Raw genomic sequence first — 25,504 nt, 5'->3', positions numbered from 1 at the left:
AGTATGGGGAAGGGGGGCGTTGCAGGGTTGCGCCCTGCACCCGCAGAGGCAACGGCAACAGCAACGGCGGGATTCCGTGGGATGGCGGGGCGGGTCCGTTTGCGGGGGGCGCTGCAAGTCCCCCTCCGGGGCCCGGCCCAGCCGCTGGCGGCTGTGCGTTCGGGCGCTTGCGAAGCAGTGCTTCGCAAGCAAAGCGCCCTCACCCATGTAAGCTCGGTCGCCGCTTGCTCGTGTGCGCAATCCTGCGCACGCGGCAAGATCGGGGTTGGGCGTCCTGCCCAACCCGCCCGAGGCATGCCTCGGGCCCATGCGGCTCACGCCCCCGCAAACGGACCCGCCCCGCCTTCGACAGGTTCCGTGTGCTGTTGGTAGGTGTCGACCTTGGTCGACACGGTAGATCCACGCCATGCGTGGATGAGGCGTCCGGTGGCGGCAATGGGCCTCAACCGACTTCGTACAGCTCCAGCGGCAGGCCGTCAGGGTCAGCGAAGAAGGTGAAGCGGCGGCCGGTATATTCGTCCACGCGGATCGGTTCGCAGTCCACGCCGTGGCTGGCCAGGCGTTCGATGAACGGCTCCAGCGTGGCCACCCGGAACGCGAGGTGGCGCAGGCCCTGGGCCTCCGGGCGGCTGGGGCGGGGCGGTGGCGAGGGGAACGAGAACAGTTCCAGCTGTCCGCCGTCGGGCAGGGCCAGGTCCAGTTTCCAGGAATCGCGCGCAGCGCGGTGGTTCTCGGCCAGCACGCGCAGGCCGAGGATGCGGACGTAGAAGTCTTTTGAACACGCATAATCGCTGCAGATCAGTGCCGCGTGGTGGATGCCCAGCAGGGCGTCGGAACCAGTGTTCATTGCAGGGTGTCCAGCCAGCGCTGGGCGATCTTCAGTGCCAGCGGATAGGGTTCGGGGGCGTTGCGGTTGGTCAGCACGATCACGGTCAGGTGCTTTTCCGGGTGTCGCACGATCACATTGCGGAAGCCGATGCTTTCGCCACTGTGCCATTGCACCCGGCCGTTCAGGCGCCAGCCGAAGCCGTAGTGCGGCACATCCGGTTCGGATGTCGATGTGGCCGGGCTGAACATCGCGCGGCGCGAGGCCTTCGACAGCAGGCGGTCGTCGTACATCGCCGCATCCCAGCGGGCGAGATCGTCCAGCGAAGAGTAGATCCCGCCATCGCCGAGCACGGCACTGGTGGCGCTCTGGTCGGTGCGCTGCCAGCGGCCATCGATCCAGCTGTAGCCATAGGCGCGTGCGGCGATGGTATCGATGCCGTCCTGATGGGCCACGGTGTGGACCATGCCCAGTGGACGGAAGAGGCGCTGCTGCAGGAAGGCTGCGAAATCCTGGCCGGATGCGCGGCCGACGATCAGTGCCAGCAGTGCATAGCCGCTGTTGCTGTAGCGGTACTGCGTGCCGGGTGCGAAATTCAGGCGGTCCTCGTGCGACAACAGGGCCAGCACGTCGGCGTCATGCACCTGCCGAGTATCAGCCGGATCCATCAGGTCTTCGTAGTCGAGCAGGCCGCCGGTGTGCGAGAGCAGCTGGCGGATCGTGATGGCCGCGGCAGCTGGTGGCAGTTCGGGCAGCCACTGCCGGGCGGGTTGATCCAGCCCAAGCCGGCCATCCTCCACCAGCAGCAGCACCGCCGCAGCGGTGAACTGCTTGCTGACCGAGGCCAGCCGGAAGTTGCTGGCCGGGGTGACCGCGGTGCCGTCCTCCACCACCGCCAGGCCGTAGCCGCGGCGGAACACCGCGTGCCCGTCGTGCAGCACCAGGACTGCAGCACCGGGTGCCTGGCCGTCGTAGGCCTGCATCAGCCCGTCGATGCCCGCATCCGGTGGCGTCAGCACCGGTGCGGCGATACCCGTTGAGGGCAGCAGGCCCAGCACGACGGCGAACAGGGCGACGGCAGGGCGCATGGTGGCTCCGGAGGGGTCAAGGTGAAGGCGTGGGCGTAGTGTTGGCCGGCTGAACCATCCAGCGTTCCATCTTGCGGTCAAGCACGTCCAGCGGCATCGAGCCGTCCTTCAGCAGTTCGGCGTGGAAGCGGCGCAGGTCGAAGGCGGCGCCCTGGCGTGCCTTGGCCTTGTCGCGCAGGGCAACGATGGTGGTCAGGCCGGCGACGTTCGACAGCGCCTGGCCGGGCTGGGCCATGATCCGCTCGACTTCGGCACTGGCGTCGTCGCTGCTCATGTCCACGGTCTTCTGCAGGTAGGTGACAGCCTGCTGCTTGCTCCAGCCCTGTGCATTGACGCCGGTGTCGGCCACCACGCGGGCGGCGCGCAGCAGGCGCGAGTACAGGTAGCCGATGCGGTCGTAGGGATCGGTGTAGATGCCCAGGTCCTCGCCCAGCGTTTCGGCGTACAGGCCCCAGCCTTCGACAAAGGCGAGATCGCCACCGAGGCGGCGGAAGCGCGGCAGCTTGGCCAGCTCCTGCTGCAGGCCCAGCTGCACGTGGTGGCCCGGGATCGCTTCATGCAGGTACTGCACCGGCACGTTCCAGCGCTTGCGGCTGGGCAGGTCGCGGGTGTTGATGTACAGCACGCCCGGTTGACCGGCCGCCGACGGCTGATAGGCGGCAGCGGCGGCGGTCAGTGCACGTTCCGGTTCCACCGCACGGACTTCCAGCGGTGCCTGCGGCAAGGTATCCAGCACCTGCGGCAGGCGTGCGCTGACCTGCTGCTGCACCTGGCGGTAGCGGTTGATCAGCGCGTTGGCGTCGCCGTACTGGAACTGGCGGTCGTTGCGCATGCTGCGCAGCAGCTTGGTGGGAGAGCCGCGCAGCTTGGCATCCTTCATCACCGTGGCGATCTGCGCCTGCAGTTCCTGCACGCGCTGTTCGCCCAGCGCATGCAGTTGTGCGGCGGTCTGGTCGCTGGCGGTGGTCTGCACGATCAGGTTGGCGTACCAGGCCTGGCCATCGGGCAATGCGCCCAGGCCGCTGCTGGTGCGTGTGGCCGGCAGGTATTCGGTGGCGATGAAGCCGCGCAGGGCGCGGTAGGCCGGCATGATGCGCAGCTCGATCATGCGCTTGTATTCGGCGCTGATGCGCGCCTTGTCTTCAGCCGGGATGGTGTTCGGCATGGTGCGGATCGGCGACCAGAAAATGCTCTCCTCGGCGGTCGGCTTGATCACCGCATCCAGCTGCGGCAGCACTTTTTCCATCAGGTCGCGTGGTTGCACCACGCCGGCCTTCATGCCCTGGCGCATGTTGTCGATGGCCTGGTCGAACAGCTCGGGAATGCCCAGCGAACGGCGCGACCAGGTGTCGTAGTCCTGCACGGTGTTGAATGGCTGCGCGCCCGCACCGGAACCGAGGATCGCCATGATGCTGCCGATGTTGTAGTACTGGCTGATCGGCATCATCCAGCTCGGGTAGCGCTCGGCGGCCAGTGATGCGCGCGCGTCGCGCACGAAGATCTCGTAGCTGAGCAGGTCCTGGCCCTGCAGGCCGTCACTGCCGAGCTTCTCGACCTTGCCCAGCCATTGCGTGGTGAAGTCGTGCGACTGCTGGCGCCAGGCGGCGGACAGGATGTTGGGCAGCTGGTCGTTGTAGCGGGCCTCGCCCTGGAAGGTGGCCTGCAGCGGGTTCAACCGCATCGAGGCATCCCAGTACTCGTCGTACAGGCGCTCCAGCTGCACCTGCTTGGGTACGGCCCGGGCCGGGGCGACCGGGCGCGGCGCGGCGCGGCGCGCCGAGCTGCCACGCGCCGGCGCGGTGGCGCGGGCGGGCCTGGCCTTGGGCTTGGCAGCCTGGCGGGTCTGCGCGGCGGCAGGGCGGCTGGCCTTTTTCTTCGCTGCTTCGGCCGACGGTACGGCACTGAACAGGAACAACGCGGCAATGGCGGCGGCCAGGGCGCGGGTGCGATGCGGCATCAGGAGCTTCCGTGGAACACAGACCGTGGAGCTTGCACGATCCGGCCGCGTACGGCCAGCGTGAAGGCGGCAGTCAGCTTGCCGTCGCTGGGGCTTCAGTCAGCCGCGGCCGCGGCGCGCAGCGCGGCGGCCCTGTCTGCGCCCAGGTAGCGGGTGATCGCACGCCGCATCAGGTACAGCAGTGGAATCAAGGCAACCGCAAAGCCCATCTTGTAGATGTAGTTGACGCTGCTGACGGCCAGGAACAGTGAGGTCGGCCAGTGCTGCGGGCCGAGCACGAAGGCGATCCAGATCACTACGAAGCTGTCCACCACCTGGGAGATCGCGGTGGATCCGGTCGCACGCAGCCACACGTGGCGCTCGCCGGTGGCCTGGCGGATGCGGTGGAACACGGCCACGTCGATCAGCTGGCCGAGCAGGAAGGCCACCAGCGAACCGGCGATGGTCCACATGCCCTGGCCGAACACCGCTGCGAATGCCGCCTGGTAGTCCGGCACGCCGTGGCCGTCCATCGAGGTGACCCACCAGCTGGCCGGCGCCAGCGAGATCGCTGCGAAGGCGAACAGGAAGCCATAGGCGATCAGCACCACGGCCAACCACGAGATGAAGCGCACGCCGCGCTTGCCGAAAAACTCGTTGATCGTGTCGGTCATGATGAACACCACCGGCCACAGCAGGGTACCGGCGGTGAAGCTGAGCGAACCGGTCTGGCCAAACAGGTTCCAGTTCAGCGGATCGATGCCGAGGGTGTCTTCCAGCGCGAAGATCTTCACCCCGATCAGTTCGGCCAGCACGGCGTTGCCGCAGAAGAACGCGGCCAGCACGATGAACAGCAGGACCGCGCGGTCCTGCAGAGGGCGCTCGATCGGCGCCACGGTGGTCATTCGCTGCGTTCGCCTGCGCGCGTGAACGGAACGCTGGACGGTGCGACGGCACCGCCGGAAATGATGAAGCTCATGGCCTGGTCGACGGTCCAGTCGGTCGGGGTCAGCAGCTCCACCGGCACGATCTCCAGGTAACCCGAGGTCGGGTTCGGCGTGGTTGGCACGTACACCGCGGCCAGTTCACGGTCGGTGCCGTGTTCCTTGATCACGCGGGTGACCAGCCCGACCGACTTCATGTCGCGGTGCGGGAAATCGATCAGCACCACGCGCTGGGTGCTGCCCGGCTCGGTCTGCAGCATGTCCAGCAGCTTCTTGGCGCTGTCGTAGATGATGCTGGCCAGCGGAATGCGCTTGATCACCGCGCCGACCCAGCGCAGCAGGCGCTGGCCGAGCACGCGGCGGCTGGCCACGCCCACCGCCAGGATCACCAGCAGGGTGGCCATCAGGGCGATGGTGTTCTGGATCCACTCGGCACGGACCCAGCCGAGGTAATGCGGGAAGCTTGTCGCGATCTGCTCGGAAAGCGGCACCACCAATGGGCTGGAAATGCCCGACAGCAGCACGAACACGAACTTGACCACGACCCAGGTCAGCCAGATCGGCAGCAGGGTCAGCAGGCCGGTCAGGAACAGGCGCTGCAGGGAGGGGCGGGGGACCAGGGCGGGGGCTTCGAGCGACATCCGCGCATTGTAGCGGCCACAGCCGGTCGATTACGCTGGGGGATCGACTGCGGCAGCGATGCATGGAAGGGAAGCTGTGTTGAAGATTCTGCGCGGACTGGGCTGGGCCCTGGCAGGACTGCTGGTGCTGGCCATCGTGGTGTGGTGTGCCTCGCGCATGTGGCCGGTGCCGGAATCACGGCTGCAGGCCCAGCAGCGGTTGCAGGCCCGCCTGCCCGCTGATGGCCGCAACGGCTTTGCGCTGCTGTGGACACTCGCGTTCGACGATCTCGACCCGGGCCAGCGCGATCAGGCGCTGGCCCGGGACGTACAGCGCTGGGAGGCGGATCCGCGCGGCAAGGGCGGCGCCCGTCCGCAGCTGGCAGAGGACCACGTCGAGCTGCAATCACGGCCTTCGGCCAGCTGCGGACCGACCGCCAGTGACTGCCTCGCCCAGGTGCGCGCGGACCCGCAGCGCTTCGTCGATGCCCACGCTGGCCACCAGCAGCTGCATGCGCGCCTGGACCAGCTGGCCGATGCGGATCACTTCGTGTCGCCGTTCCGGCCCAAAGGGGAAGGCATCCTGGTGCCGATGCCGACCTATGGTTTGGTGATCGATGCCACCAGCGCACGCGCGCTGGCCTATGTGCAGGGTGATATCGACGGTGCGCTGCGTGGCAGTTGCCGCGGGCTTCAGCTGGGCCGCCGGCTGGTGACGGGCGGCAGCTATCTGGTGGAGAGCATCATCGGTGCCAGCCTGGTGCAGGCCAATGCCCAGCTGCTGGCCGACATGCTGGTCGAACTGCCGGCCGACCAGCCGCTGCCAGCGGAATGCGAGCAGGCGATGAAGCCGATGCGGGCCGCCGAACAGAGCCTGTGCCGTGCGATGCAGGGCGAGTATGCGATGAGCAGGGCTGCGATCGAAACCTCGGCGCAGGAGTTCGGTGGTGTGCTGGTCCTCGATCGCCGCAGCACCCTGGCGCGTGTGGCGGGCAACCTGGGCTGGGCCTGTGGCGCGGCGGCGATGACCGCGCTGGAGGCGGATCGCCCGCTGCCGGTGCCGGCACCGCCGCAGCATGACTTCGGCTGCCTGTCGAACGTCATGGGGTGCGTGCTGGCCGATATCGCGGGCCCGGCCTATCCGGCCTATTCGTCACGGCCCCAGGATGCTGCCGCGATGGTGCGGCTGATCGGTGCGCAACGCTGGCTGCGACAGCAGGCCGAGGACCCTGTGGATGCGCTGAAGCGCTTGCCTGCCCAGTTCCGCTCGCAGGTGCGGGCAACGCAGTTGTCGGCCGATGGCCGCCGCCTGCAGGTAGCGCGGCGCTCAGCGCCGCGCAGCACCGACGAGAGCCCATGGTTGTCGGTACCGATGGTGGCGGGGGACGCCCCGGCCGCCGCCGCGCGCGACTGAGCAGCGGCGGCCAGTGCGCGCTGTCCTCGTCATCCTCGCGGCCGCCTTCGCTCCGCGTCGCACCGCAGGTGCACACGCGCATACGGGCGCATCGGAGCCTCCCTGGCAGGGCAGCAGAGGACAGCGCCCGCGCCGGATCAGCGCGCGTGTGGCTTCAACCGCAGATAGACCTGCTTGCGCACCTGGGCGACCACCTCGCCGCTTTCGTCGACGACGTCGTTGCTGAACCAGCGCAGCACCTTCTCGCCGCCCGCTGCTTCGGCACGCAGTTCGGCCAGCAGCGCATCGTCGATGCGGAACGAGGTGCCCACCGTGCCCCGGCCAGGCTTGAGGAAATCGATCGCACCGGCCCGGTCCCACACGTAGTAGTCACGGCCGAGGATGTGCAGCAGGCCCAGCATCCAGAACGGGTCGGTCATCGCGAACAGGCTGCCGCCGAAATGCGTGCCGACGTAGTTGCGGTTCCACGGCCGCAGCCGCAGCTCGACGTCGATCTGCCGGTAATCGGGCGTGATGCGGGTGACATGGATGCCGGTGAACAGGAACGGCGGCCACAGGTTGATGCCGAAGCGGAACAGGCGGGCGTTCATGCGGGTCCGGGGGCGCGAGGCGAGGCGCCCAGTCTAACCATTCGCATGCGTATGTTGCACCCCGGGCGTGTGTTCCACGGCGGCGTGCATGTCCTGCCTCATGGGCCGTCGATCATGTACCCGTCGCGGCCGTTGGCCTTGGCCTGATAAAGGGCGGTGTCGGCGCCTTCCACGAAATGGTGGGGCTGCAGTTCGCCGTCGGGCACGCGGGTGAATACGCCGATGGTGAGCGTGACGGTATCGTCGCTGCCATCGCCCGGCGCCGGCAATGCGCGCACGCAGGCAATCAGGTCCTCAATCACCTGGCGTGCGCCCTCGGCCGGTGTATCCGGCAGCACCAGCGCGAATTCGTCGCCACCGTAGCGTGCCGCCATGTCGCGCGGGCGGCGCGCATGGGCGCCGATCAGGCGGGCGACATCACGCAGCACGCGGTCGCCGACCTGGTGCCCGTGGCGATCGTTATGGCGCTTGAAGTGGTCGACGTCGATCAACGCCAGGCTCAATGGCTTGCCGCTGCGCCGCGCTGCATCGCATTCCTGCTGCAGCGACTGCTCGAAGCGGAGGCGGTTGCCCAGGCCGGTAAGGGCGTCGCGGTTGGCCTGGCGGTGCCAGGCCGAGATCCGCCACACCGCCCAGACCAGCAGTGCCAGCGTCACGCCCAGCATCGCGCTGGCCGGCGCCCACCACAGGTCACTCGTGCGCAGCAGCAGCCAGCTCAGCAGGGCAGGCATCGGCAACGAACACAGCGCGACCAGCCAGGGCAGGCGCAGGCCGAGCAGGATCACGCACAGCGCCACCAGCACACCGCTGATGGCGTGCTGCCAGGCATGCGGTAGAACATCGATCTGCCTGTGCTGCAGCAGCATCGAGGTGATGTTGGCCTGGTACTCGCTGCCGCTCATCCAGAACTCGCGGGTGGTCGGGGTCAGCAGGCGGGGCGCGATGCCGCTGGCCGTCATGCCAACTACGATGCGGCGGCCATGCAGCATCGCCATGTCCACGTGGCCATCGAGAACGTCCGCATAGGACACCTGCGGCAGCCGCTCGGGGGGGCCGGCGTAGCGCACGCGAACGTAATCGTCGCGACGCCATTGATAGGGCGAGCCCAGTTCCGGGTCGGGATCGGGCAGGCCGCGTACGGCACCGGCAGGCAGGTCGGCCAGTGCCAGGCCCAGTGCCGGCCAGTGCGGCTGGCCGATACCTGCGTGCAGATAGACGCCACGGGCGACGCCGTCGCCATCCACTTCAACATCGGTGTGGCCGATGGCGGCGGCACTGGCAGCGATCTGTGGGATCGGCAGCATTTCCTCGGCCATGCGGTCGCCGGCCGCCGGTGCGGCCAGCACCGGCAGCACCACCCGGCCGTTGCGTCGGATGGCGGCCGCCAGTTGATCATCCTGTCGGCTGTCACGGCGATCCGGTTCGGACAGCATCAGGTCCAGCGCGACGCGTTCGGCGCCGGCATCGGTCAGGCGGTCAAGCAGGCGTGCATGCACCGAGCGGGGCCAGGGCCACTGGCCGATGCGCTGCAGGCTGCCTTCGTCGATGGCGACGATCAGCACGCTGGGATCGGGGCGGTAATCCCAGTTGCCGACCAACGCGTCATAGGCCGCCTCGTCCTGCCGCCACAGCCACTGTCCCTGGCTGGCCACGATGGTCAGCACGCCGGCCAGCAGGGCCAGCAGGATCCGCTTCGACCATGGCAGCGGCGAGCGCCTCACAACAACAACCAGAGCAGCAGGGCACCGCCACCCGCGCCGTAGCACAGGCGGCACGGCAGCGGGACCTGCTGGGCAGGCGAGAACGCGCTGGCGTGGCCGTCATCGTCGATGTACTGCACGCGTACATGCAGGGTGCCGCTCCACGGGCGCTTGAAGCTCACCTGCGGCTGGTCCACGGTTTCGTCGACCAGCGGTGCCTTGAAGTCGCCGTGGCGATCCACCTGCACCCGGTAGCGCTGGCCCTCGCTGCCGGCCTGCCAGCGCAGCGTCAGCTCGCCGTGTGCGGCCTCGGGTGGATGCAGGGCCGGGTCCACCGGTTCATTGCTCAGCTGCAGCGGCAACGCCTGGCCATAGCGGCCCTGTCGGCCTTCGCCATCGCGCGAGGCCACGCGCCAGTAGTACTGGCCGGGCGGCAGCGGTTGCGCCAGGCGCAGGTCGGTCGCATGGGTGGCCTGCTCCTGCAGGGGCTGCAGGAAGCTGGGTTCGGTGGCGATCTGCAGGACGCTGCTGCGCGCACCGGGGGCCTGGCTCCAGCGGAAACGCGGGCGGTCGCTGTTGATCGTCTGCCCATGCAGCGGCGATACGGTCAGCGGCGGCGGTGGCTGGTCACCGAGTTCGAAATCGGCGCTGGCATCCAGGCCTTCGACCCCCTGGGCGTCGACCGCGCGCAACAGGATGCGCAGTTGGCCAGGCGGCAGATCGCCGATCGCCAGCCGGGTGTCGGCGGTGGTGGCGGCGAACAGCAGGATCTCCGGCGTTGCCGCCTGCACCACTTCCACCCGGTAATGATCGGCGCCATTGACCGGTTCCCAGGCAAGCACGGTCGGCAGCGGCGCCAGGCGCAGCGCGTCATTGCGCAGCGCCGGCGCCGGCAGCAGTGCGGAGACCGCAGCGGGCGCCGCATCGGCACTGCTGCTGCGGGTCGCCTGGCCCGGCCGGACCAGGCGCTGGCCATGGGAGTTGCCGACCTGCACCTTGCCCTGCAGGACCTCGGTGGCACCGACGTGCCCGTTATCCCCGGCGCTGACCCGGAACACCGTGCCGCGCACGCTGCTGGTCGCGGTGGGCGCATCGATGATGTAACGCGAGGCGGGACCGCGCGCCGGCGTCACCCGGTTGCTGGCTCGCCCCTGCTGCAGGCGCAGTCGGGTGTCGACCATGCCGGTGTGGCCGTAACGGCTCAGCTGGTCCAGGCGCAGGCGCGAGTACTCGCGCAGCTGCAGGCGCGAGGCATCGGCGAATTCCAGGGTGATGCTGGAATCGCCTTCGGTCTCCACGGTGTCACCGATATGCAGCTGTTCGCCGGCCTGGAGCGCGCGGGTCGCCGTGCCATCGGCGCCTGCCAGCGCGACCTTGCCACGCACGGACAGCACCCGGGCCGGCGCCGGTTCGGTGCGCAGCCAGCTGATCGGGAAGCGCAGCAGCTGGCCCGGCGGCAACTGGTAGGGGTTGTCGATGCGGTTGTGCTGCTGCAGCTGCTGCCAGCGTACCGTGGGCTTCAGGTAGAGCCCGCCCAGGTCCCACAGGGTATCGCCGGGCCGGACCCGGTAGTTCCAGTCCTGGGCGCCGGCAATGGCGGGCATCAGGAAGAGGGCGCAGAGCAGAGCGCCCGTTAAATGCATGGCGAACGACAGAGAGCGGACGACGGTCACAGTTTGCAATCCCGGCAATGCGGGGGTGCAGCTGCAAGACCCCATGGCCCCGACCTCATCCCCCCGAACGGATCGTGGCGACCGCGTGGCCACCAGCGCGGGCATTATTGCCCGCGTTCAGTGCAGGGATTCTGAACGGAGCGGGTTCCCGTTCAGAACAGCAGCGACGCCATCCTGCGGCGGTACTGGCCGACCAGGTCCTCGTCGGAGATCACATTGAAGGCGTCGATCAGCGCCTTGCGCGGCAGGCCTTCCTCGAATCCGCGGTCGATCCGCAGCATTTCCAGGAACTGGGCCAGCGCGGCCTCGTCATGACCGCCGAGCAGCAGTTGCACGCCGCGCAGGTGGCGGGCCTTGAGGTCCTTGCCGTCAGCGGCGATGCGCGCCTCCAGCGCCTCGGCGGCCGGGGCATCCTTCAGCGCGGCGGCGAAGGCCAGGCGGGCGCGGGCACGCACGGCGCGGTCGTCGGTGGCCAGATTGGCGGGCAAGCCGTCGATCAGGGTGCCTGCCTCGTCCACGCCACCGATCTGCAGCAGGGCCAGGGCCAGGTCGAGCTTCAGTTCATCCTTGTCCGGCTCGGCGGCGATCTGCGCACGCAGCACATCGACCTGCGCCTGCGGATCCAGCGGGGCGTCATCTTCGGGGACAGCATCGCCCACATCGACCGGTACGATGCCGTGCTGGGCCAGGAACTCACGCAGCTGGCCTTCCGGAATGGCGCCCGGGAAGCCGTCCACCAGCTGGCCGCCCTTGACCAGGAACACGGTGGGCACCGAGCGGATCTGGAAGGCCGCAGCGATCTGCTGTTCCTTGTCGACATCGACCTTGGCCAGCTCGAACGCACCGTTGTACTCGGCAGCCAGCTTTTCCAGCATCGGGCCGAGGGTCTTGCACGGCCCGCACCAGGTGGCCCAGAAGTCGACCAGCACCGGCGTCTGCAGCGACTTCTGCAGGACTTCGGCCTCGAAGGTCGCAGTGGTGGCGTCGAATACGTAGGTCGTCTCGGTCATGGGGAAAGCATCGCTTGGCATCTGGAGACCGATTCTATGGTGACGATCGATGTCCGTCTCAACCCTGCCATCACGGAGTACGCCCTCGAGTTGCTGTTGGCGGGCCCGCAGGCCCGCCATGCCCGACTTATGCGCGCGGTACGCAGTACAGCTCGTGGATCACCCACCTGCCAGCGCTGACCGGCTTGGTGGTCGAGGTGCGCCGGTAGTACTCGGCCTCGGCTGCCTGCAGGCTGGCAGCGCTGACACCGCCCATCAGGGTGCCGCTGTTCTGGGCGGCACTGGGCGGGCCGATCTTGGCGTAGCAGCTGAACTCGGCAGCCTGGGCGGCGGTGGCCAGGCCCAGGCTGAGTGCGGCGGCGAGGATGCGTTGGATCATGGGGAACTCCCTGCATGGCGGAACTGCCACGCCGCGAGCATCGCTGTGGGAGAAACACGCGGATATCGAATTGATCTGAAATGTGCCGTGCTTGGCGCCTCGCGTCGCTGCCGCGACAATGGGCTGATCCATTCTTTTCCGGGTGACTGCGCGCAATGTCCATGGTCCGGCTTGATCGTTGGTTGGGACTGCTTGCTGCAGTCGTGTTCGTCCTGGCTGTGTCTGGCTTCGGTGCCGGCCTGGAGGGTTATGCACAGGCCCGCCACCCGGTGGCGCTGCTGGGTGCGCGGGGTGTACCGCATGCGCTGGCCTTCAATCTGCTTGGCTTCGTGCTGCCCGGCGTGCTCGCCGCGGTGGTGGCTGAGCGCCTGCGCCGCAGCCTGCCCGCCACTGCCGGCTGGGCACCGAGGGTCGGCAGCCAGATGCTGCTGCTGGCTGGCCTGGGCTTTGCCGCGATGGGCTTGCTGCCGCTGGACGTGGACGATCTGCATGGGCCGGCCAGCCAGCTGCATGCCAGTGCCTGGATGATCTGGGTGCTGGGCTTCGTCGCCGGGACCCTGTTGCTGGGCACGACACAGCTGCGTCAGGCGCATGGCCGCCCCCTGGGCACCTTGGCCCTGGGCTGCGGCGTGCTGGCTGCGGTGGCCGCGTTTGCCCTGCAGGGCGTCCTGCCGGCGCCGCTGGCACAACGGCTGGCGTTTGCCTGCTGGGTGGCCTGGCTGGCCACCGCACTGCCGCTGTCGCGCCAACGCTGAGACGGCTCCCGGGGCATCGCGGCGCCCACCCCCAGCAGGCAGGATTGGAGACGTTTGCCGCACTGCGGTACGCTGTACCGCTTTGCCGCCGCATCCGCGTGTTCCATGACCAGCGCTGAAACCAACGCCTACGACCCGCAGCAGGTTGAATCCGCCGCCCAGCAGTACTGGGACGCCACCCGTGCCTTCGAGGTCGACGAGACCTCGGACAAGCCGAAGTACTACTGCCTGTCGATGCTTCCGTACCCGTCCGGTGCGCTGCACATGGGCCACGTGCGCAATTACACGATTGGCGACGTGATCAGCCGCTACAAGCGCATGACTGGCCACAACGTGCTGCAGCCGATGGGCTGGGACGCGTTCGGCCTGCCGGCGGAAAACGCCGCGATCAAGAACAAGACCGCGCCGGCGGCGTGGACCTACAAGAACATTGACCACATGCGCAGCCAGCTGAAATCGCTGGGCTATGCCATCGACTGGTCGCGCGAGTTCGCCACCTGCCGTCCGGACTATTACGTCCACGAGCAGCGCATGTTCACCCGCCTGATGCGCAAGGGCCTGGCCTATCGCCGCAACGCGGTGGTGAACTGGGACCCGGTCGACCAGACCGTGCTGGCCAACGAGCAGGTCATCGACGGCCGCGGCTGGCGCTCGGGGGCCCTGGTGGAGAAGCGTGAGATCCCGCAGTGGTTCCTGCGCATCACCGACTACGCCCAGGAACTGCTGGATGGCCTGGACGAGCTGGACGGCTGGCCGGAATCAGTCAAGACCATGCAACGCAACTGGATCGGCCGCTCGGAGGGCCTGGAAATCCAGTTCGACGTGCGCGACGTCGATGGTGGCGTGCTGGATCCGCTGCGCGTGTTCACCACCCGCCCGGACACGGTGATGGGCGTGACCTTCGTGTCGATCGCCGCCGAACACCCGCTGGCGCTGCACGCAGCAAAGAACAACCCGGAACTGGCCGCGATGCTGGCCGACCTGAAGCAGGGCGGAGTATCCGAGGCTGAACTGGAAACCCAGGAAAAGCGCGGCATGGATACCGGCCTGCGCGCGCTGCATCCTGTCACCGGCGAGCCGGTGCCGGTGTGGGTCGCCAACTTCGTGCTGATGGGCTACGGCACCGGCGCGGTGATGGCGGTGCCGGGCCATGACCAGCGCGACAATGAAGTGGCCAACAAGTACGGGCTGCCGATCAAGCAGGTCATCGCGCTGAAGGATCCGCGCACTGAGGAAGAGCGCACCTGGGACGGCAGCCGCTGGCAGGACTGGTACAGCGACAAGAGCCGTGCCTTCGAACTGGTCAACTCGGCCGAATTCGACGGCTTGGACTTCCAGGGCGCGTTCGAAGCGCTGGCCGAACGTTTCGAGCGCAAGGCCCAGGGCCAGCGCCGCGTCAACTACCGCCTGCGCGACTGGGGCGTGAGCCGCCAGCGCTACTGGGGCTGCCCGATTCCGGTGATCTACTGCGCCAAGTGCGGTGCGGTGCCGGTGCCGGAGGAGCAGCTGCCGGTGGTACTGCCGGAGGACGTGGCGTTCTCCGGGACCGGTTCGCCGATCAAGACCGACCCGGAATGGCGCAAGACCACCTGCCCGGAATGCGGTGGCGCCGCCGAGCGCGAGACCGACACCTTCGACACCTTCATGGAGTCGAGCTGGTACTACGCCCGCTACACCTCGCCGGGTGCCCGTGACGCCGTCGACAAGCGCGGCAACTACTGGCTGCCGGTCGATCAGTACATCGGTGGCATCGAGCACGCGATCCTGCACCTGATGTATTTCCGCTTCTACCACAAGCTGCTGCGCGACGCGCGGATGGTGGACAGCAACGAACCGGCGCGCAACCTGCTGTGCCAGGGCATGGTGATCGCCGAGACCTACTACCGCCCGAATCCGGACGGTTCGAAGGACTGGATCAACCCGGCCGATGTGGAAGTGCAGCGTGACGAGCGCGGCCGCATCACCGGCGCCACCCTGATCGCCGACGGCCAGCCGGTGGTGGTCGGTGGCACCGAGAAGATGTCCAAGTCGAAGAACAACGGCGTGGACCCGCAGGCGATGGTCGGCAAGTACGGCGCCGACACCGTGCGCCTGTTCTCGATGTTCGCCGCGCCGCCGGAGCAGTCGCTGGAGTGGAACGAGGCCGGCGTGGACGGCATGGCGCGCTTCCTGCGCCGCCTGTGGGCCCAGGTGCAGAAGCATGCTGCCGACGGTGCCGCCCCGGCGCTGGACGTTGCAGCACTGGATGCCAACCAGAAGGCGCTGCGCCGCAAGACCCATGAAACCATCGGCAAGGTCGGTGACGACTACGGCCGCCGCCACAGCTTCAATACCGCCATCGCAGCGGTGATGGAGCTGATGAACGCGCTGGCCAGGTTCGAGGACGACAGCGAGCAGGGCCGCGCGGTGCGCCAGGAAGCGCTGCAGGCCGTCGTGCTGCTGCTGAACCCGATCACGCCGCATGCCAGCCACGCCCTCTGGCAGGTGCTGGGCCATGGCGAGACGCTGCTGGAAGACCAGCCGTTCCCGCAGGCCGACAGCAGTGCGCTGGTACGCGATGCGCTGACCCTGGCGGTGCAGGTCAACGGCAAGCTGCGTGGCACCATCGAGGTGGCGGCCGATGCCGCGCGCGAGCAGGTCGAGGCGCTGGCGCTGGCCGAGCCCAACGCGGCCAGGTTCATGGAAGGCCTGACGGTGCGCAAGATCATCATCGTCCCGGGCAAGATCGTGAACATCGTCGCCGCCTGATGTACCTCGCACCGGCCACCCGCGCGGTGGCCGGTGCCTTTCCAGAAGCAGGGCCGGGTGCTTGATGGCCCTGCATTCACGCGGCTTCGGGCACGCTGTGTGTTGCCGTGATCGCCCGGCTCCGCCAGACTGTCTCCATGACCCGAATCCTGCTTGCCCTCGTTCTTGTCCTCGGCCTCGCCGGCTGCGGCTTCCATCTGCGCAACAAGCTGATGCTGCCGACCGACACCGCCCCGGTGAAGGTGGTCTCCACCGCCCCGTACAGTGAACTGGTCAAGCTGCTCAATCGCAGCCTGCTGGCCTCCGGTGCCAGGCTGGCCGATGAGGACAGCAAGGAACCCAGTACCCAGCTGCAGGTGTTGTCCGAGCGCTGGGGTGACCTCCCGATCGCCATCGACTCGCAGGGTCGTGCGCAGGAGTACAGCCTGCGCTATGCGGTGATCTTCATCTTCCGCCGCGAGGATGGCAGCGAACTGGTGCCGCAGCAGGTGATCGAGCTGTCGCGCGACTACGTGTCGCCGCCGACCGACGCCACCGGCACCACCACCGAACGCGAAATCCTGGCCACGGAGCTGCGCCGGGAAATGTCTGCCTCGATCATCCGCCGTATCGACAGCGTGGTCCGCGCCGAGATCGAGAAGGGGGGCAGCCTGTCCGCGCCGAAGGCCAAGCCGATCGAGGGCGCGGTGCCGGCAGAGCCGGCCGCCGCCGTCAAGCACTGAGCGGCAGCGACGATGGAACTGCGTCCGGAGCAGCTGGCCAGCCAGGGCGCTGACACCGCGTTGGCGCCGGTATACCTGATCGCAGGCCCGGAAACACTGCGCGTGCTGGAGGCCGCAGATGCCATCCGCGCGCGTGCGCGCGCCTCGGGCATCGGCGAACGCGAAGTGTTCGACGCCGACGGGCGTGATTTCGACTGGAACCAGCTTGACGCCAGTTTCAATGCGCCCAGCCTGTTCAGCGCCCGCCGCCTGGTCGAGGTGCGCCTGCCCAGCGGCAAGCCGGGCAAGGAGGGCGCCGAGGTGATCAGCCAGTTCTGCGCCAACCCGGCGCCGGACGTGGTGTTGATGATCACCGCCAATGAATGGAGCAAGGCCCACCAGGGCAAGTGGGCCGAGGCGGTCAGCCGCATCGGCGTGCTGTCGGTGGCCTGGGCGATCAAGCCGCACGAACTGCCGGACTGGATCGAGCGCCGCCTGCGCGGCAAGGGCCTGCGTGCCGACCCGGCCGCCGTGCAGCGCCTGGCCGAGCGGGTGGAGGGCAACCTGCTGGCCGCCGCCCAGGAAATCGACAAGCTGGCGCTGTTGGCCGACGGCCAGCCGTTGGATGTGGAACGGATGGAGTCGCTGGTGGCTGACGCTGCCCGCTACGACGTGTTCCGCTTGGTGGAGGCGACGTTCTCCGGCCAGCCGCCGGCGGTGCTGCGCATGCTGGCCGGCCTGCGCGGTGAAGGGGAGGCGGTGGCCGCATTGATGCCGATCGTGATCCGCGAACTGCTGGCGGGCGCAGGCCTGGCCCGCGTGCAGGCGCGTGGTGGCAACCTGGCCGCTGAAATGAAATCGCGTGGCATCTGGGAATCGCGGCAGGCGCCTTACAAGCGCGCGCTGCAGCGGCACCCGGAAGGCAAGCGCTGGGAGCGCTTCGTGGCCGAGGCGGGGCTGGTCGACCGGATTGCCAAGGGGCGCGCTGACGGCGACGCCTGGCTGGCGCTGGAACGCCTGCTGGTGGCCGTGGCCGAACCGCGTGCCGTGCGCCTGCTGGCGCGGGCCTGAGTGATGAGCCTGCGGATCTACTACGGGGGCACCTTCGATCCAGTGCACCTCGGGCACCTGGCGATCGCGCGTGCGGCCCGTGATGAACTGCAGGTCGCCGTGCGCATGCTGCCGGCCGCCGATCCGCCGCACCGCGCGGTGCCCGGTGCCACCGCTGAGCAGCGCTGCACGATGTTGTCGCTGGCCATCGGCGACGAGCCGGGGCTGCTGCTGGACCGTCGCGAACTGGATCGTGCCACCCGCTGCCCCGGTCGCCCGTCGTACACCGTCGACACCCTGCGCGAGCTGCGTGGCGAGCTGGGCCCGAGCCGGCCGCTGGCTTGGCTGGTGGGCGCCGACAGCCTGCTGGGGCTGTCCGGCTGGCACGAATGGGAGGCCCTGTTCGATCTGGCCCACTTCGTGGTGGCCGAACGACCGGGCAGTCCGTTGCAGGCGTCGATCGATGGCGAGCTGGGGCGCGCCCTGCAAGGGCGCTGGGCCGACAATGAGCAGGCCCTGTTCGCCAGCCCGGCCGGGCGCATCCTGCGCCTGCACCACCCACTGCGCGAGGAATCGGCCAGCGCCGTGCGCTCGCAGATTGCCGCTGGCGGTCCCTGGCGCGCACTGCTGCCACCGGCCGTAGCCGACTATGTCTCTGCACACGGGCTGTACCGCCCGGGCACGGCGTGAATGGCGCGGCCGCGCCATCCCCGTATAATCGCCCCACGTTTATCGAGTCGATCCATTTTGAGCAACCAGACCCAGCCCCAGACCATCAAGGTCGATCTGCCCAGCCCGCCGCCGTCCGTGCCGGAACTGCTGGCCAGCGTCCGCCAAGCCACCGAAGACCTGAAGGCCAAGGACCTGGTCGAGATCGACGTGCGCGGCCGGTCCAGCGTTGCCGACTACATGATCGTCGTTTCGGGCACTTCGACCCGCCACGTCAAGTCGATTGCCGATGAAGTCGTGCGCTTCGCCAAGAACATCGACGTGATGCCGCTGGGTGTTGAAGGCGAGCGCGAAGCGGAGTGGGTGCTGGTCGATCTGGGCGACGTGATCGTCCACGTGATGCTGCCGCGCGTGCGTGAGTTCTACGCGCTCGAGCGCCTGTGGACCGTCGGCGACCAGCCGCCGTCCAGCGACGACGAAGTGGCCTGAGCCGCACGTTGACGCATCCCTTCGACGGCGCCGATGGCGCCGTCGACGTTTTGGAGGACCGTTGATGAAAGCCCGCCTGATCGCCACCGGTGAACGCGCGCCCAGCTGGGTCGCGCAGGGGTTCGCCGAATACCAGAAGCGGCTGTCGCATTGGCTGCCGTTCGAGCTGGTGGAAATCGAACCCGGCCTGCGCGGCAAGGGGCGCGATCCGCGCCGTGCCGCCGAGGATGAAGGCAAGCGGGTCATCGCCGCGCTGCCGAAGAACGCTTACGTGGTGGCACTGGACGTGCCGGGGCGGCAGTTGAGTTCCGAGCAGCTGGCGCAGCGCCTGGAGCATTGGCGCGGGCAGGGCCGGGACCTCGCCTTCCTGATCGGTGGCCCGGAAGGGCATTCGCCAGAGGTCTCCGCGCTGGCCGACGAAAAGTGGTCGATCGGACCGCTGACGTTGCCGCACATGCTGGTGCGTCTGGTGGTGGCCGAGCAGCTGTATCGGGCTGCCGCAATGATTGCCAATCACCCCTACCATCGCGCGTGAAGAGTGGTTATACTAGTCGTCTGCCCGAATAGCTCAGACGGTTAGAGCACTTGACTGTTAATCAGGGGGTCGTTGGTTCGAGTCCAACTTCGGGCGCCACCTTGCAAAACCTGCATCGCGAGATGCAGGTTTTTTTTTGCCGTGTTGTGGCGGCGAGCCCATTGCTCGGCTGCATCCTCCAAGCCGGGCACGCGCTCGGCGCTACAGCGTGATCCGGCCCTTCCAGAACGCTACCAGCGTGGCGATCGCTACTGCCAGGATCGCGCCGAACAGCGTCCACTCCCAGCGCGTGAAAACCGGCTCGCCGCGCTGGCGCCGGGTCTGCGCAAACAGTACAACGCCGGGCACGTACAGCAGCACCGACAGCAGCAGGTTGTTCAGGCCACCGGCATACACCAGCCACAGCGCGTAGGCGCTGGCCAGCAGCGCAACCACGAAATCGCGCCAGCGCACGCGTGGCTCACCCGCGTAGGACTGCCCGCGCCAGGCCAGTTGCACGCCGAACGCGGTGGACAGGAAGTAGGGCACCAGGCTCATTGATGCGGCCAGCAGCACCAGGCCGGTGTAGCTGCCCGCATTGAACAGCACCAGCAGCAGGAACAGCTGGATCAGCCCGTTGCTCAACCACAATGCATTGGCCGGCACGCCACGCGCATTCTCGCGTCCCAGGAAGGCGGGCATTGTGCCGTCGCCAGCGGCGGCATACAGCACTTCGGCACACAGCAGCACCCAGGCCAGCAACGCGCCCAGCACCGAAATGATCGAACCGGCGATGATCACCGTCGCGCCCCATTCGCCGACGATGGCGCGCAGCACATAGGCCATCGACGGGTTGGGCAGCCCGGCCAGTTCGGCCTGCGACAGCACGCCCATCGACAGCAGGCTGACCAGGACCAGCAGCAGCCAGACCCCCAGGAAACCGATCACCGTGGCACGGCCGACGTCAGCACGGCGCGCGGCACGCCGCGAATAGATGCTGGCGCCTTCGATGCCGATGAACACCCACACGGTGACCAGCATCATGCCGCGCAGTTGCTGGCCGAGGTCGCCAAGCGCAGGTGTGCCGAAGAAGTCGGCGCGGAACACCTCCATGCGGAACGCGCCGGCGGCCAGCACCAGGAACAGTGCGATGGGCAGCAGCTTGGCCACCGTCACCAGACCGTTGACGATGGCGGCGGTGCGCAGGCCGCGCAGCACCAGCAGGTGGACGGTCCACAACAGTACGGACGAAGCGGCCACGGCGGCTGGCGTGTTGCCTTCGCCGAACACCGGCATGAAATGGCCCAGGCCGCTGAAGATCAGCACGAAGAAGCTGGCATTGCCCAGTACCGAAGCGACCCAGTAGCCCCACGCCGCGGAGAAGCCGATGTAGTTGCCGAAGCCTTCGCGTGCATATGCGTAGATGCCGGTGTCCAGGTCCGGACGGCGGTTGGCCAGGGCCTGGAACACGAAGGCCAGCATCAGCATGCCGGCGCCACTGACGGCCCAGCCGATCATCGCGGCGGCCGGACCGGCACTGCGCGCGACGTTCTGCGGCAGCGAAAAGATACCGGCGCCGACCATCGAGCCGACTACCAGTGCAGTCAACGCCGGCAGGCCGAGGCGTTGCGATGTCGTGGCCATTGAGATCCCCTGCGGCCCGGATGCCGCGAGCACACCCTAGCCATGTACTCGTGAACATGGCTGCAAGGCCGGGTGTGCGGGAGCCGGCATGGACAACGAACAGCCAGGAAACGACGAAGGCCCGGGCAACAGCCCGGGCCTTCGAAGCAAACACAGCAGCGGGATTATTTGAACGTGTACTTGGCGCCGACAGTGAAGTAGCGGCCAATCGCACCACTGAAGTGCAGCGGGTTGTAATTGACTGCACCGTAAGTGCTCGGGTCGAGCGGCGCGATGCGGTCGAACACGTTCTGCACCGAAGCGTTCAGCTCGAAGGCTTCGGTGATGTTCCAGCGGCCGGACAGATCGAAGGTGGTGAACGAGGAGATCTTCTCTACCGGCTCGCCGTCTTCATAGAAGGCCAGGTAGTCACCGCCGCGGCGGTCCTTGTTCTCCAGCTTGCTGATGTAGTTGGCCACGCCGCTGATGCTCCACGGGCCCTGCTTCCAGGTGGTGCCGAAGTTGATGCGGTCCTTCGGCGTGCCGATGCAGTTGGTCACGTCGCAGTTGCCGTGGGTACCCACATAGTCGACGGTGGTATCACCCTCGGTGCGCTCGAACTTGAGCACGTGGCTCCACTGCAGGTCCATTTCCAGCTGGCCCGGGCCGATGTCGAAGGTCTGGCGGATGTCGGTGTCGATACCGCGGACGCGCGAGGAGTTGGCATTCACGTAGGCGGTATTGACGGCCAGGATGGTGCCGCTGTTGGCGACTCCGCCAATGTTGTTGGCATCGCGGAGAACGTTGCCCGCGGCGATGGCGTCGGCTGTGCTGCCCTGCGCGATTTCGTTGGTGCGCTTGATTTCCCACGCATCGACAGTCAGCGAGGTGGTCGAGGTTGGCTGCAGAACGATGCCCACCGAGTAGCTCTTGGACTCTTCCGGCTTCAGGTCCTTGTTCGGCCGCGTGATGATCGCCACCGAGCGCGCGGTGCATTCGTTGGCCGGGTCGATGGCGCAACGCACCGGATCGCGGGCGTTGGAGAAGGCGGCCAGGCCACCGTCACCGTTCTCGGCCGGGTTCGGCGCACGGAAACCTTCGGCGTAGCTGGCGCGCAGGGCGATCCAGTCGGCCGGGGTCCACTTCACGCCCAGCTTCGGCGTGGCCTTGCCTTCGCCGCTTTCGTACTTGTCGTAGCGGACCGCAGCGCTCAGTTCCAACTGCTCCAGCACCGGTGCGGACAGTTCGGCGTAGCCGGCATACACATTCTGCGTGCCGTCGTAGGCCGAGTAGCCCAGGCCGATGATCTGGCCGATATCGGTGAAGGTCTGCGGCGTCAGGCTGTTGCTCGTCTTGCGCCACTCCGTACCGAAGGCCAGGCCCAGCGGACCGCCCTTGAGATCCATCAGGCTGCGCGAGATGGTGAAGTCGAACATGTCCAGGCTCGACTTGGCACGCGCGCTGATGGTCGGGCTGATGGCATCGTAGACCGACTGCGGCGTCTGCGAGGCATTGTCGCCGATGCGCCAGGTGCCATAGGGGCAGGCCGGATTGCCCAGCACGCAGCGTACTGCGTCATAACGCAGGAAACCCGTGCGCTTGTTGACCAGGTCGGTGCCGGAATGCAGGTAGGCGGTGTCGTAGCTCCAGTCGCCCCAGTTGCCCTTGACACCCACCAGGAAGCGGTTGAACTCATTGGTATTGTCGGTCACGCGCGGGCCCACGTCCCACGCGCTGTAACGCAGGCGGGCCGCGGTGGGCAGCGGGTTGTCCGGATGACCTGCATACAGCTGGGTCGCACCGGCACCGCTGTTGGCGTTGACCGGGCCGCCAGGGTAGCCCCAGCCGCCGGATACGCCGGATGGCGTATTGCTGAAGATCGTTTCCTTCTTCGAGTAACCGATCTCGGTATAGACCTCGCCGCCTTCACCAAACGCGAAGCTGGCGCGGCCGAACACGTTCACGTACTTCTCTTCCGGGCTCAGGTCGCGGTACTGCTGCGCCGGATCCCACAGGCAACCCTGGGCCTGCGCGGTCGCGTCACTCTGCCCGGGAATCGTGGTCAGCCCGGCGCAGCCCGGCAGGGCAACCAGATGGCCGGTGGCATCGAACACCGAGCCATTGGGACCCACGCCGCCGGCGGTACCGCCCGACAGGTAGGCACCGCCCAGGAACTGCGCGTCTGCAGCGTCGTAACCCCAGCGCCGGATATCGCCGGTGCCGATCCACTTGCGGTTCTTGCGGTCGCTGATCTTGATCGCGTCGGTCTTGCCGACGTCCAGGCTGAAGAACGCATTCCAGCCATCGCTGGACAGGTCGCCGGTGCCGGCAGTAAGGGTCGCCTTCTTCGCATCGCCATCGCCGTCACCGGAAATGCCGTAGGAACCGCGCAGGATGGCGCCTTGGAAGTCGCTGCGCAGGATGATGTTGACGACGCCGGCGATGGCGTCGGAGCCATAGATCGCCGAGGCGCCGTCCTTGAGCACTTCCACGCGCTCGACGGCATCGAGCGGGATGGTGCTGAGGTCGGTGAAGACCTTCTGGCCGTCATCGGCCAGGCCGTAGGTGGCCATGCGGCGGCCGTTCAACAGCACCAGCGTCGAGCCGGCGCCCAGGCCACGCAGCGAGATGCCGGCGCCGCCACCGGCGAAGCCGTTGCCGAAGGTCTTGGGAATGGAGCCTGCGCCGTCGGCGGTCAGGGTCTGCAGGTACTCGGCGACCGTGGTCTTGCCGGTGCGGTCGATTTCCTGGCGGGTCACCACCTGCACCGGCGACGGTGTCTCGGTGTTGGTGCGCGGGATGTTGGAGCCGGTGACCGTGATGCGGTCGAGGTTGGTGGCCTGCTCCTGTGCAAAGGCTGAGGAAGAAGCCACGGCGCCGACCAGCAGCAGGGTGCTGCCAGCAAGGATATGGGTGATGGACGATGCCAGGGTGGTGCGGCGGCGGCTGGCGGGCCGTTGGATCGGGTGTTTCACAGCTTCTCTCCTAACTGGAAAACCGTAGCGTTGAGGGCTGTCGCCGGATCGATACCGGGACGCGCCAATCTAGGTTTCCAGCAGGTGACGAAGACGTGAATTTTTGCTTAATCAGTAACGCTTGGCTCGGGCATGTCCGCATTTGCCGGGCAGTGGCAGGGGCCGGCCCGGCGCGGGGCCGGGCCGGTGGGACGCTCAGTCCGGCAGCGAGAACTGCACCGGCACCATGCCGATGGCCGGGACCGCCACGCCGTCACGCTGGGCAGGCTCGAAGCGCCAGTGCTTGAGCACCTGCTGGCGGGCGGCCTGGTCCAGGTTGCGCGAACCGCTGCTGCGGTCGACGCTGACCGCGACCGGCTGGCCACGGGTGTCCACTTCCACCCGCAACAGCACCGTGCCCTGTTCGTGGTTGCGCAGGGACTGGATCGGATAGGCCGGCGGCGGAGCGCTGCGGTACTGCAGCTGGGCGCCGGCCAGCGGGGTGGAGGTGTCGATGCTGGGCGCCAATTGCGGCGGAGCCGGTTCGGCGGCCGGCAATGCGATGCCCTGGGTCTCTTCCACGGTCGCGGTGGGTGCGGGCAGTGGCGGTACCACCGGCTGCGTCCGCGGCTTCGGTACCACCTGGACGATCTCTTTTGGCGGGACCGGAACCGGCGGCGCCGGCGGTGGCGGAATCTTCTCGATCAGCCGGACCGGACTCTTTTCACGCGGGGCCTGCACGGCCTGGTAGGTCGCAGGGATGAGCAGCAACAGGAAGGCCAGCAGGTGCAGGGCGATCGCTGCACTCCAGGCGGCTACGCGGGCGGGGTCGAAGTGCGGGGATGCAACGGGATAGGTACGAACCATGATCCACCTCCATGCCAGTGACGAAGTCCTCAACGCACCAGGGTCCGTGGCGGGGTTGCCGCACGCGGCTGGCAGTCCATCAGTAGCGCGGCATGGCGGCCACTGCCTAGAGGCAGGGGCATGCGCGTTGGGCTGGCCTTCAGCCAACGCCGCTGGAATACACGAAAAAGGCGGGCCCCTGCGGGACCCGCCTGTGTCGGCCGTGCCGGGCGCGATCAGCGGCCCAGTTCGAACACCACGTCCAGGTTGACCGAGACGGTCGATTCACCCGGTGCGACCGGGGTAGCCTTGTCCATCGCCGCACCGGCGGCCATGGTGCGCATCATCGGCATCGGGCGGAAACCGCCGTTGCTGTTTTCAGAGATGCTGACGATGCGGCGCACCTGCAGGCCCAGCGATCTGGCATAGGTCTGGGCGCGGGCCTGGGCCTTCTTCAGGGCGGCCAGGCGGGCTTCGTCATAGACCGGTTCGGGCTGGTCGATCTCAAACTGCGGACCGTTGATCTGGTTGGCCCCCTGCGCGGCCAGCGCGTCGAGCACCTTGCCGAGCTTGGCGATGTCGCGGACCTTCAGGCTGACCGTGTTGCTGGCCTGGTAGCCGGTGATCTTCGGTGCCTCATTGTCGGCATAGCGGTACTGCGGGTTGAGGCTGACGCCGCTGGTCTGCACGTCGCGCTCGGCGATGCCGGCGGCCTTGATCGCGGCCAGCACCTTGTCCATCTGCTGGGCGTTCTGGCGCATCGCGCTGTTGCCGTCGGCAGCCTGGGTGACCACACCTGCCGACAGGGTGGCGACGTCCGGCACGCGGGTGGCCTCGGCGTTGGCCGAGATGTTCAGCAGGGTGCCTTCGGCCGCGGCGGCGATCGACGGCGACGACGGAGCGGCATGAGCAGTCATCGAGGTTCCAAGGGCGAGGGACAGGGCAAGCAGCAGCGGGGTGGCGGTCAGGCGCATG

Annotated in this window: 22 protein-coding genes and 1 tRNA gene; 9 read left to right on the top strand and 14 right to left on the bottom strand. The window is 67.8% G+C overall.

Going from position 1 to position 25,504, the window contains the following annotated elements:
- Positions 1-442 precede the first annotated feature (442 nt).
- The 5 genes from gloA2 to AC2A1N_RS06385 form a co-directional block, all read right to left on the bottom strand.
- A complete protein-coding gene (gloA2, locus tag AC2A1N_RS06405) occupies positions 443-847 on the bottom strand; it encodes an SMU1112c/YaeR family gloxylase I-like metalloprotein (RefSeq protein ID WP_061479670.1) in 405 nt (134 codons plus the stop codon).
- Positions 844-1,914, bottom strand: a complete 1,071-nt coding sequence (locus AC2A1N_RS06400) for a serine hydrolase domain-containing protein (protein ID WP_242893831.1) — start codon at positions 1,912-1,914, stop codon at positions 844-846. Before AC2A1N_RS06400 ends, gloA2 begins: the two co-directional genes overlap by 4 nt.
- 16 nt (positions 1,915-1,930) lie before the next feature.
- Positions 1,931-3,871, bottom strand: a complete 1,941-nt coding sequence (locus AC2A1N_RS06395) for a DUF885 domain-containing protein (RefSeq protein WP_061479668.1) — start codon at positions 3,869-3,871, stop codon at positions 1,931-1,933.
- Positions 3,872-3,966: 95 nt separating this feature from the next.
- Positions 3,967-4,755: a queuosine precursor transporter gene (locus AC2A1N_RS06390; protein WP_134969308.1), complete on the bottom strand. Its 789-nt coding sequence runs from the start codon at positions 4,753-4,755 to the stop codon at positions 3,967-3,969.
- Positions 4,752-5,435, bottom strand: coding sequence for a DUF502 domain-containing protein (locus AC2A1N_RS06385; RefSeq protein ID WP_134969309.1), 684 nt, complete (start codon positions 5,433-5,435; stop codon positions 4,752-4,754). The genes AC2A1N_RS06390 and AC2A1N_RS06385 overlap by 4 nt, the downstream gene beginning before the upstream one ends.
- Before the next feature lie 76 nt (positions 5,436-5,511).
- Between AC2A1N_RS06385 and AC2A1N_RS06380 the strand changes: the two genes are divergently transcribed.
- Positions 5,512-6,828, top strand: coding sequence for a hypothetical protein (locus tag AC2A1N_RS06380; protein WP_484371796.1), 1,317 nt, complete (start codon positions 5,512-5,514; stop codon positions 6,826-6,828).
- 137 nt (positions 6,829-6,965) lie between these two features.
- Here the strand turns inward: AC2A1N_RS06380 and AC2A1N_RS06375 are convergent, their stop codons facing one another.
- The 5 genes from AC2A1N_RS06375 to AC2A1N_RS06355 form a co-directional block, all read right to left on the bottom strand.
- Positions 6,966-7,418: a DUF4442 domain-containing protein gene (locus AC2A1N_RS06375; protein ID WP_242893838.1), complete on the bottom strand. Its 453-nt coding sequence runs from the start codon at positions 7,416-7,418 to the stop codon at positions 6,966-6,968.
- Positions 7,419-7,516: 98 nt separating this feature from the next.
- Positions 7,517-9,139, bottom strand: a complete 1,623-nt coding sequence (locus AC2A1N_RS06370; protein ID WP_061479663.1) for a CHASE2 domain-containing protein — start codon at positions 9,137-9,139, stop codon at positions 7,517-7,519.
- Complete coding sequence (locus tag AC2A1N_RS06365; RefSeq protein ID WP_343235622.1) at positions 9,136-10,836, bottom strand: FecR family protein; 1,701 nt, start codon at positions 10,834-10,836, stop codon at positions 9,136-9,138. Before AC2A1N_RS06365 ends, AC2A1N_RS06370 begins: the two co-directional genes overlap by 4 nt.
- A 107-nt stretch (positions 10,837-10,943) precedes the next feature.
- On the bottom strand, positions 10,944-11,801 hold the full coding sequence (gene trxA / locus AC2A1N_RS06360) for a thioredoxin (RefSeq protein WP_242893844.1): 858 nt from the start codon (positions 11,799-11,801) through the stop codon (positions 10,944-10,946).
- A 127-nt stretch (positions 11,802-11,928) separates the two neighbouring features.
- Complete coding sequence (locus AC2A1N_RS06355; protein ID WP_061479660.1) at positions 11,929-12,180, bottom strand: hypothetical protein; 252 nt, start codon at positions 12,178-12,180, stop codon at positions 11,929-11,931.
- A gap of 155 nt (positions 12,181-12,335) precedes the next feature.
- Here AC2A1N_RS06355 and AC2A1N_RS06350 point away from each other — a divergent pair, with 155 nt between their 5' ends.
- The 8 genes from AC2A1N_RS06350 (at position 12,336) to AC2A1N_RS06315 (ending at position 19,226) form a co-directional block, all read left to right on the top strand.
- Positions 12,336-12,935, top strand: a complete 600-nt coding sequence (locus AC2A1N_RS06350; protein WP_242893847.1) for a DUF998 domain-containing protein — start codon at positions 12,336-12,338, stop codon at positions 12,933-12,935.
- Positions 12,936-13,040: 105 nt separating this feature from the next.
- Entirely contained in the window at positions 13,041-15,683 is a 2,643-nt protein-coding gene (gene leuS / locus AC2A1N_RS06345; protein ID WP_154351194.1) for a leucine--tRNA ligase, read from the top strand.
- A gap of 137 nt (positions 15,684-15,820) precedes the next feature.
- Positions 15,821-16,405, top strand: a complete 585-nt coding sequence (locus AC2A1N_RS06340) for an LPS-assembly lipoprotein LptE (RefSeq protein ID WP_005418114.1) — start codon at positions 15,821-15,823, stop codon at positions 16,403-16,405.
- A 12-nt stretch (positions 16,406-16,417) separates the two neighbouring features.
- A complete protein-coding gene (gene holA / locus AC2A1N_RS06335; protein WP_049414424.1) occupies positions 16,418-17,455 on the top strand; it encodes a DNA polymerase III subunit delta in 1,038 nt (345 codons plus the stop codon).
- Positions 17,456-18,124, top strand: a complete 669-nt coding sequence (gene nadD / locus AC2A1N_RS06330) for a nicotinate-nucleotide adenylyltransferase (protein WP_185807464.1) — start codon at positions 17,456-17,458, stop codon at positions 18,122-18,124.
- Positions 18,125-18,181: 57 nt separating this feature from the next.
- Entirely contained in the window at positions 18,182-18,592 is a 411-nt protein-coding gene (gene rsfS, locus AC2A1N_RS06325) for a ribosome silencing factor (protein WP_005418109.1), read from the top strand.
- 64 nt (positions 18,593-18,656) lie between these two features.
- On the top strand, positions 18,657-19,127 hold the full coding sequence (gene rlmH, locus AC2A1N_RS06320; RefSeq protein WP_242893850.1) for a 23S rRNA (pseudouridine(1915)-N(3))-methyltransferase RlmH: 471 nt from the start codon (positions 18,657-18,659) through the stop codon (positions 19,125-19,127).
- Between the two features lie 22 nt (positions 19,128-19,149).
- A tRNA-Asn gene (locus AC2A1N_RS06315) sits at positions 19,150-19,226 on the top strand.
- A 102-nt stretch (positions 19,227-19,328) separates the two neighbouring features.
- On the opposite strand, the gene arcD is transcribed toward AC2A1N_RS06315, so the two are convergent.
- The 4 genes from arcD to AC2A1N_RS06295 form a co-directional block, all read right to left on the bottom strand.
- A complete protein-coding gene (gene arcD / locus AC2A1N_RS06310; protein ID WP_242893852.1) occupies positions 19,329-20,750 on the bottom strand; it encodes an arginine-ornithine antiporter in 1,422 nt (473 codons plus the stop codon).
- A 164-nt stretch (positions 20,751-20,914) separates the two neighbouring features.
- Positions 20,915-23,704, bottom strand: coding sequence for a TonB-dependent receptor (locus AC2A1N_RS06305; protein WP_061479655.1), 2,790 nt, complete (start codon positions 23,702-23,704; stop codon positions 20,915-20,917).
- 195 nt (positions 23,705-23,899) lie between these two features.
- The gene (locus tag AC2A1N_RS06300) at positions 23,900-24,550 is read right to left on the bottom strand and encodes an energy transducer TonB (RefSeq protein ID WP_242893854.1); all 651 of its coding nucleotides are present in this window, start codon (positions 24,548-24,550) and stop codon (positions 23,900-23,902) included.
- Between the two features lie 215 nt (positions 24,551-24,765).
- Positions 24,766-25,503 (bottom strand): SIMPL domain-containing protein, encoded by a 738-nt coding sequence (locus AC2A1N_RS06295; protein WP_005418081.1) that lies wholly within the window; start codon positions 25,501-25,503, stop codon positions 24,766-24,768.
- Between the last annotated feature and the right edge of the window lies 1 nt (position 25,504).

The organism is Stenotrophomonas maltophilia group sp. SKK55, assembly GCF_057179845.1.
Note: the sequence above shows the minus strand (reverse complement) of the source record. Positions and strands in the feature narration are given on the sequence as shown.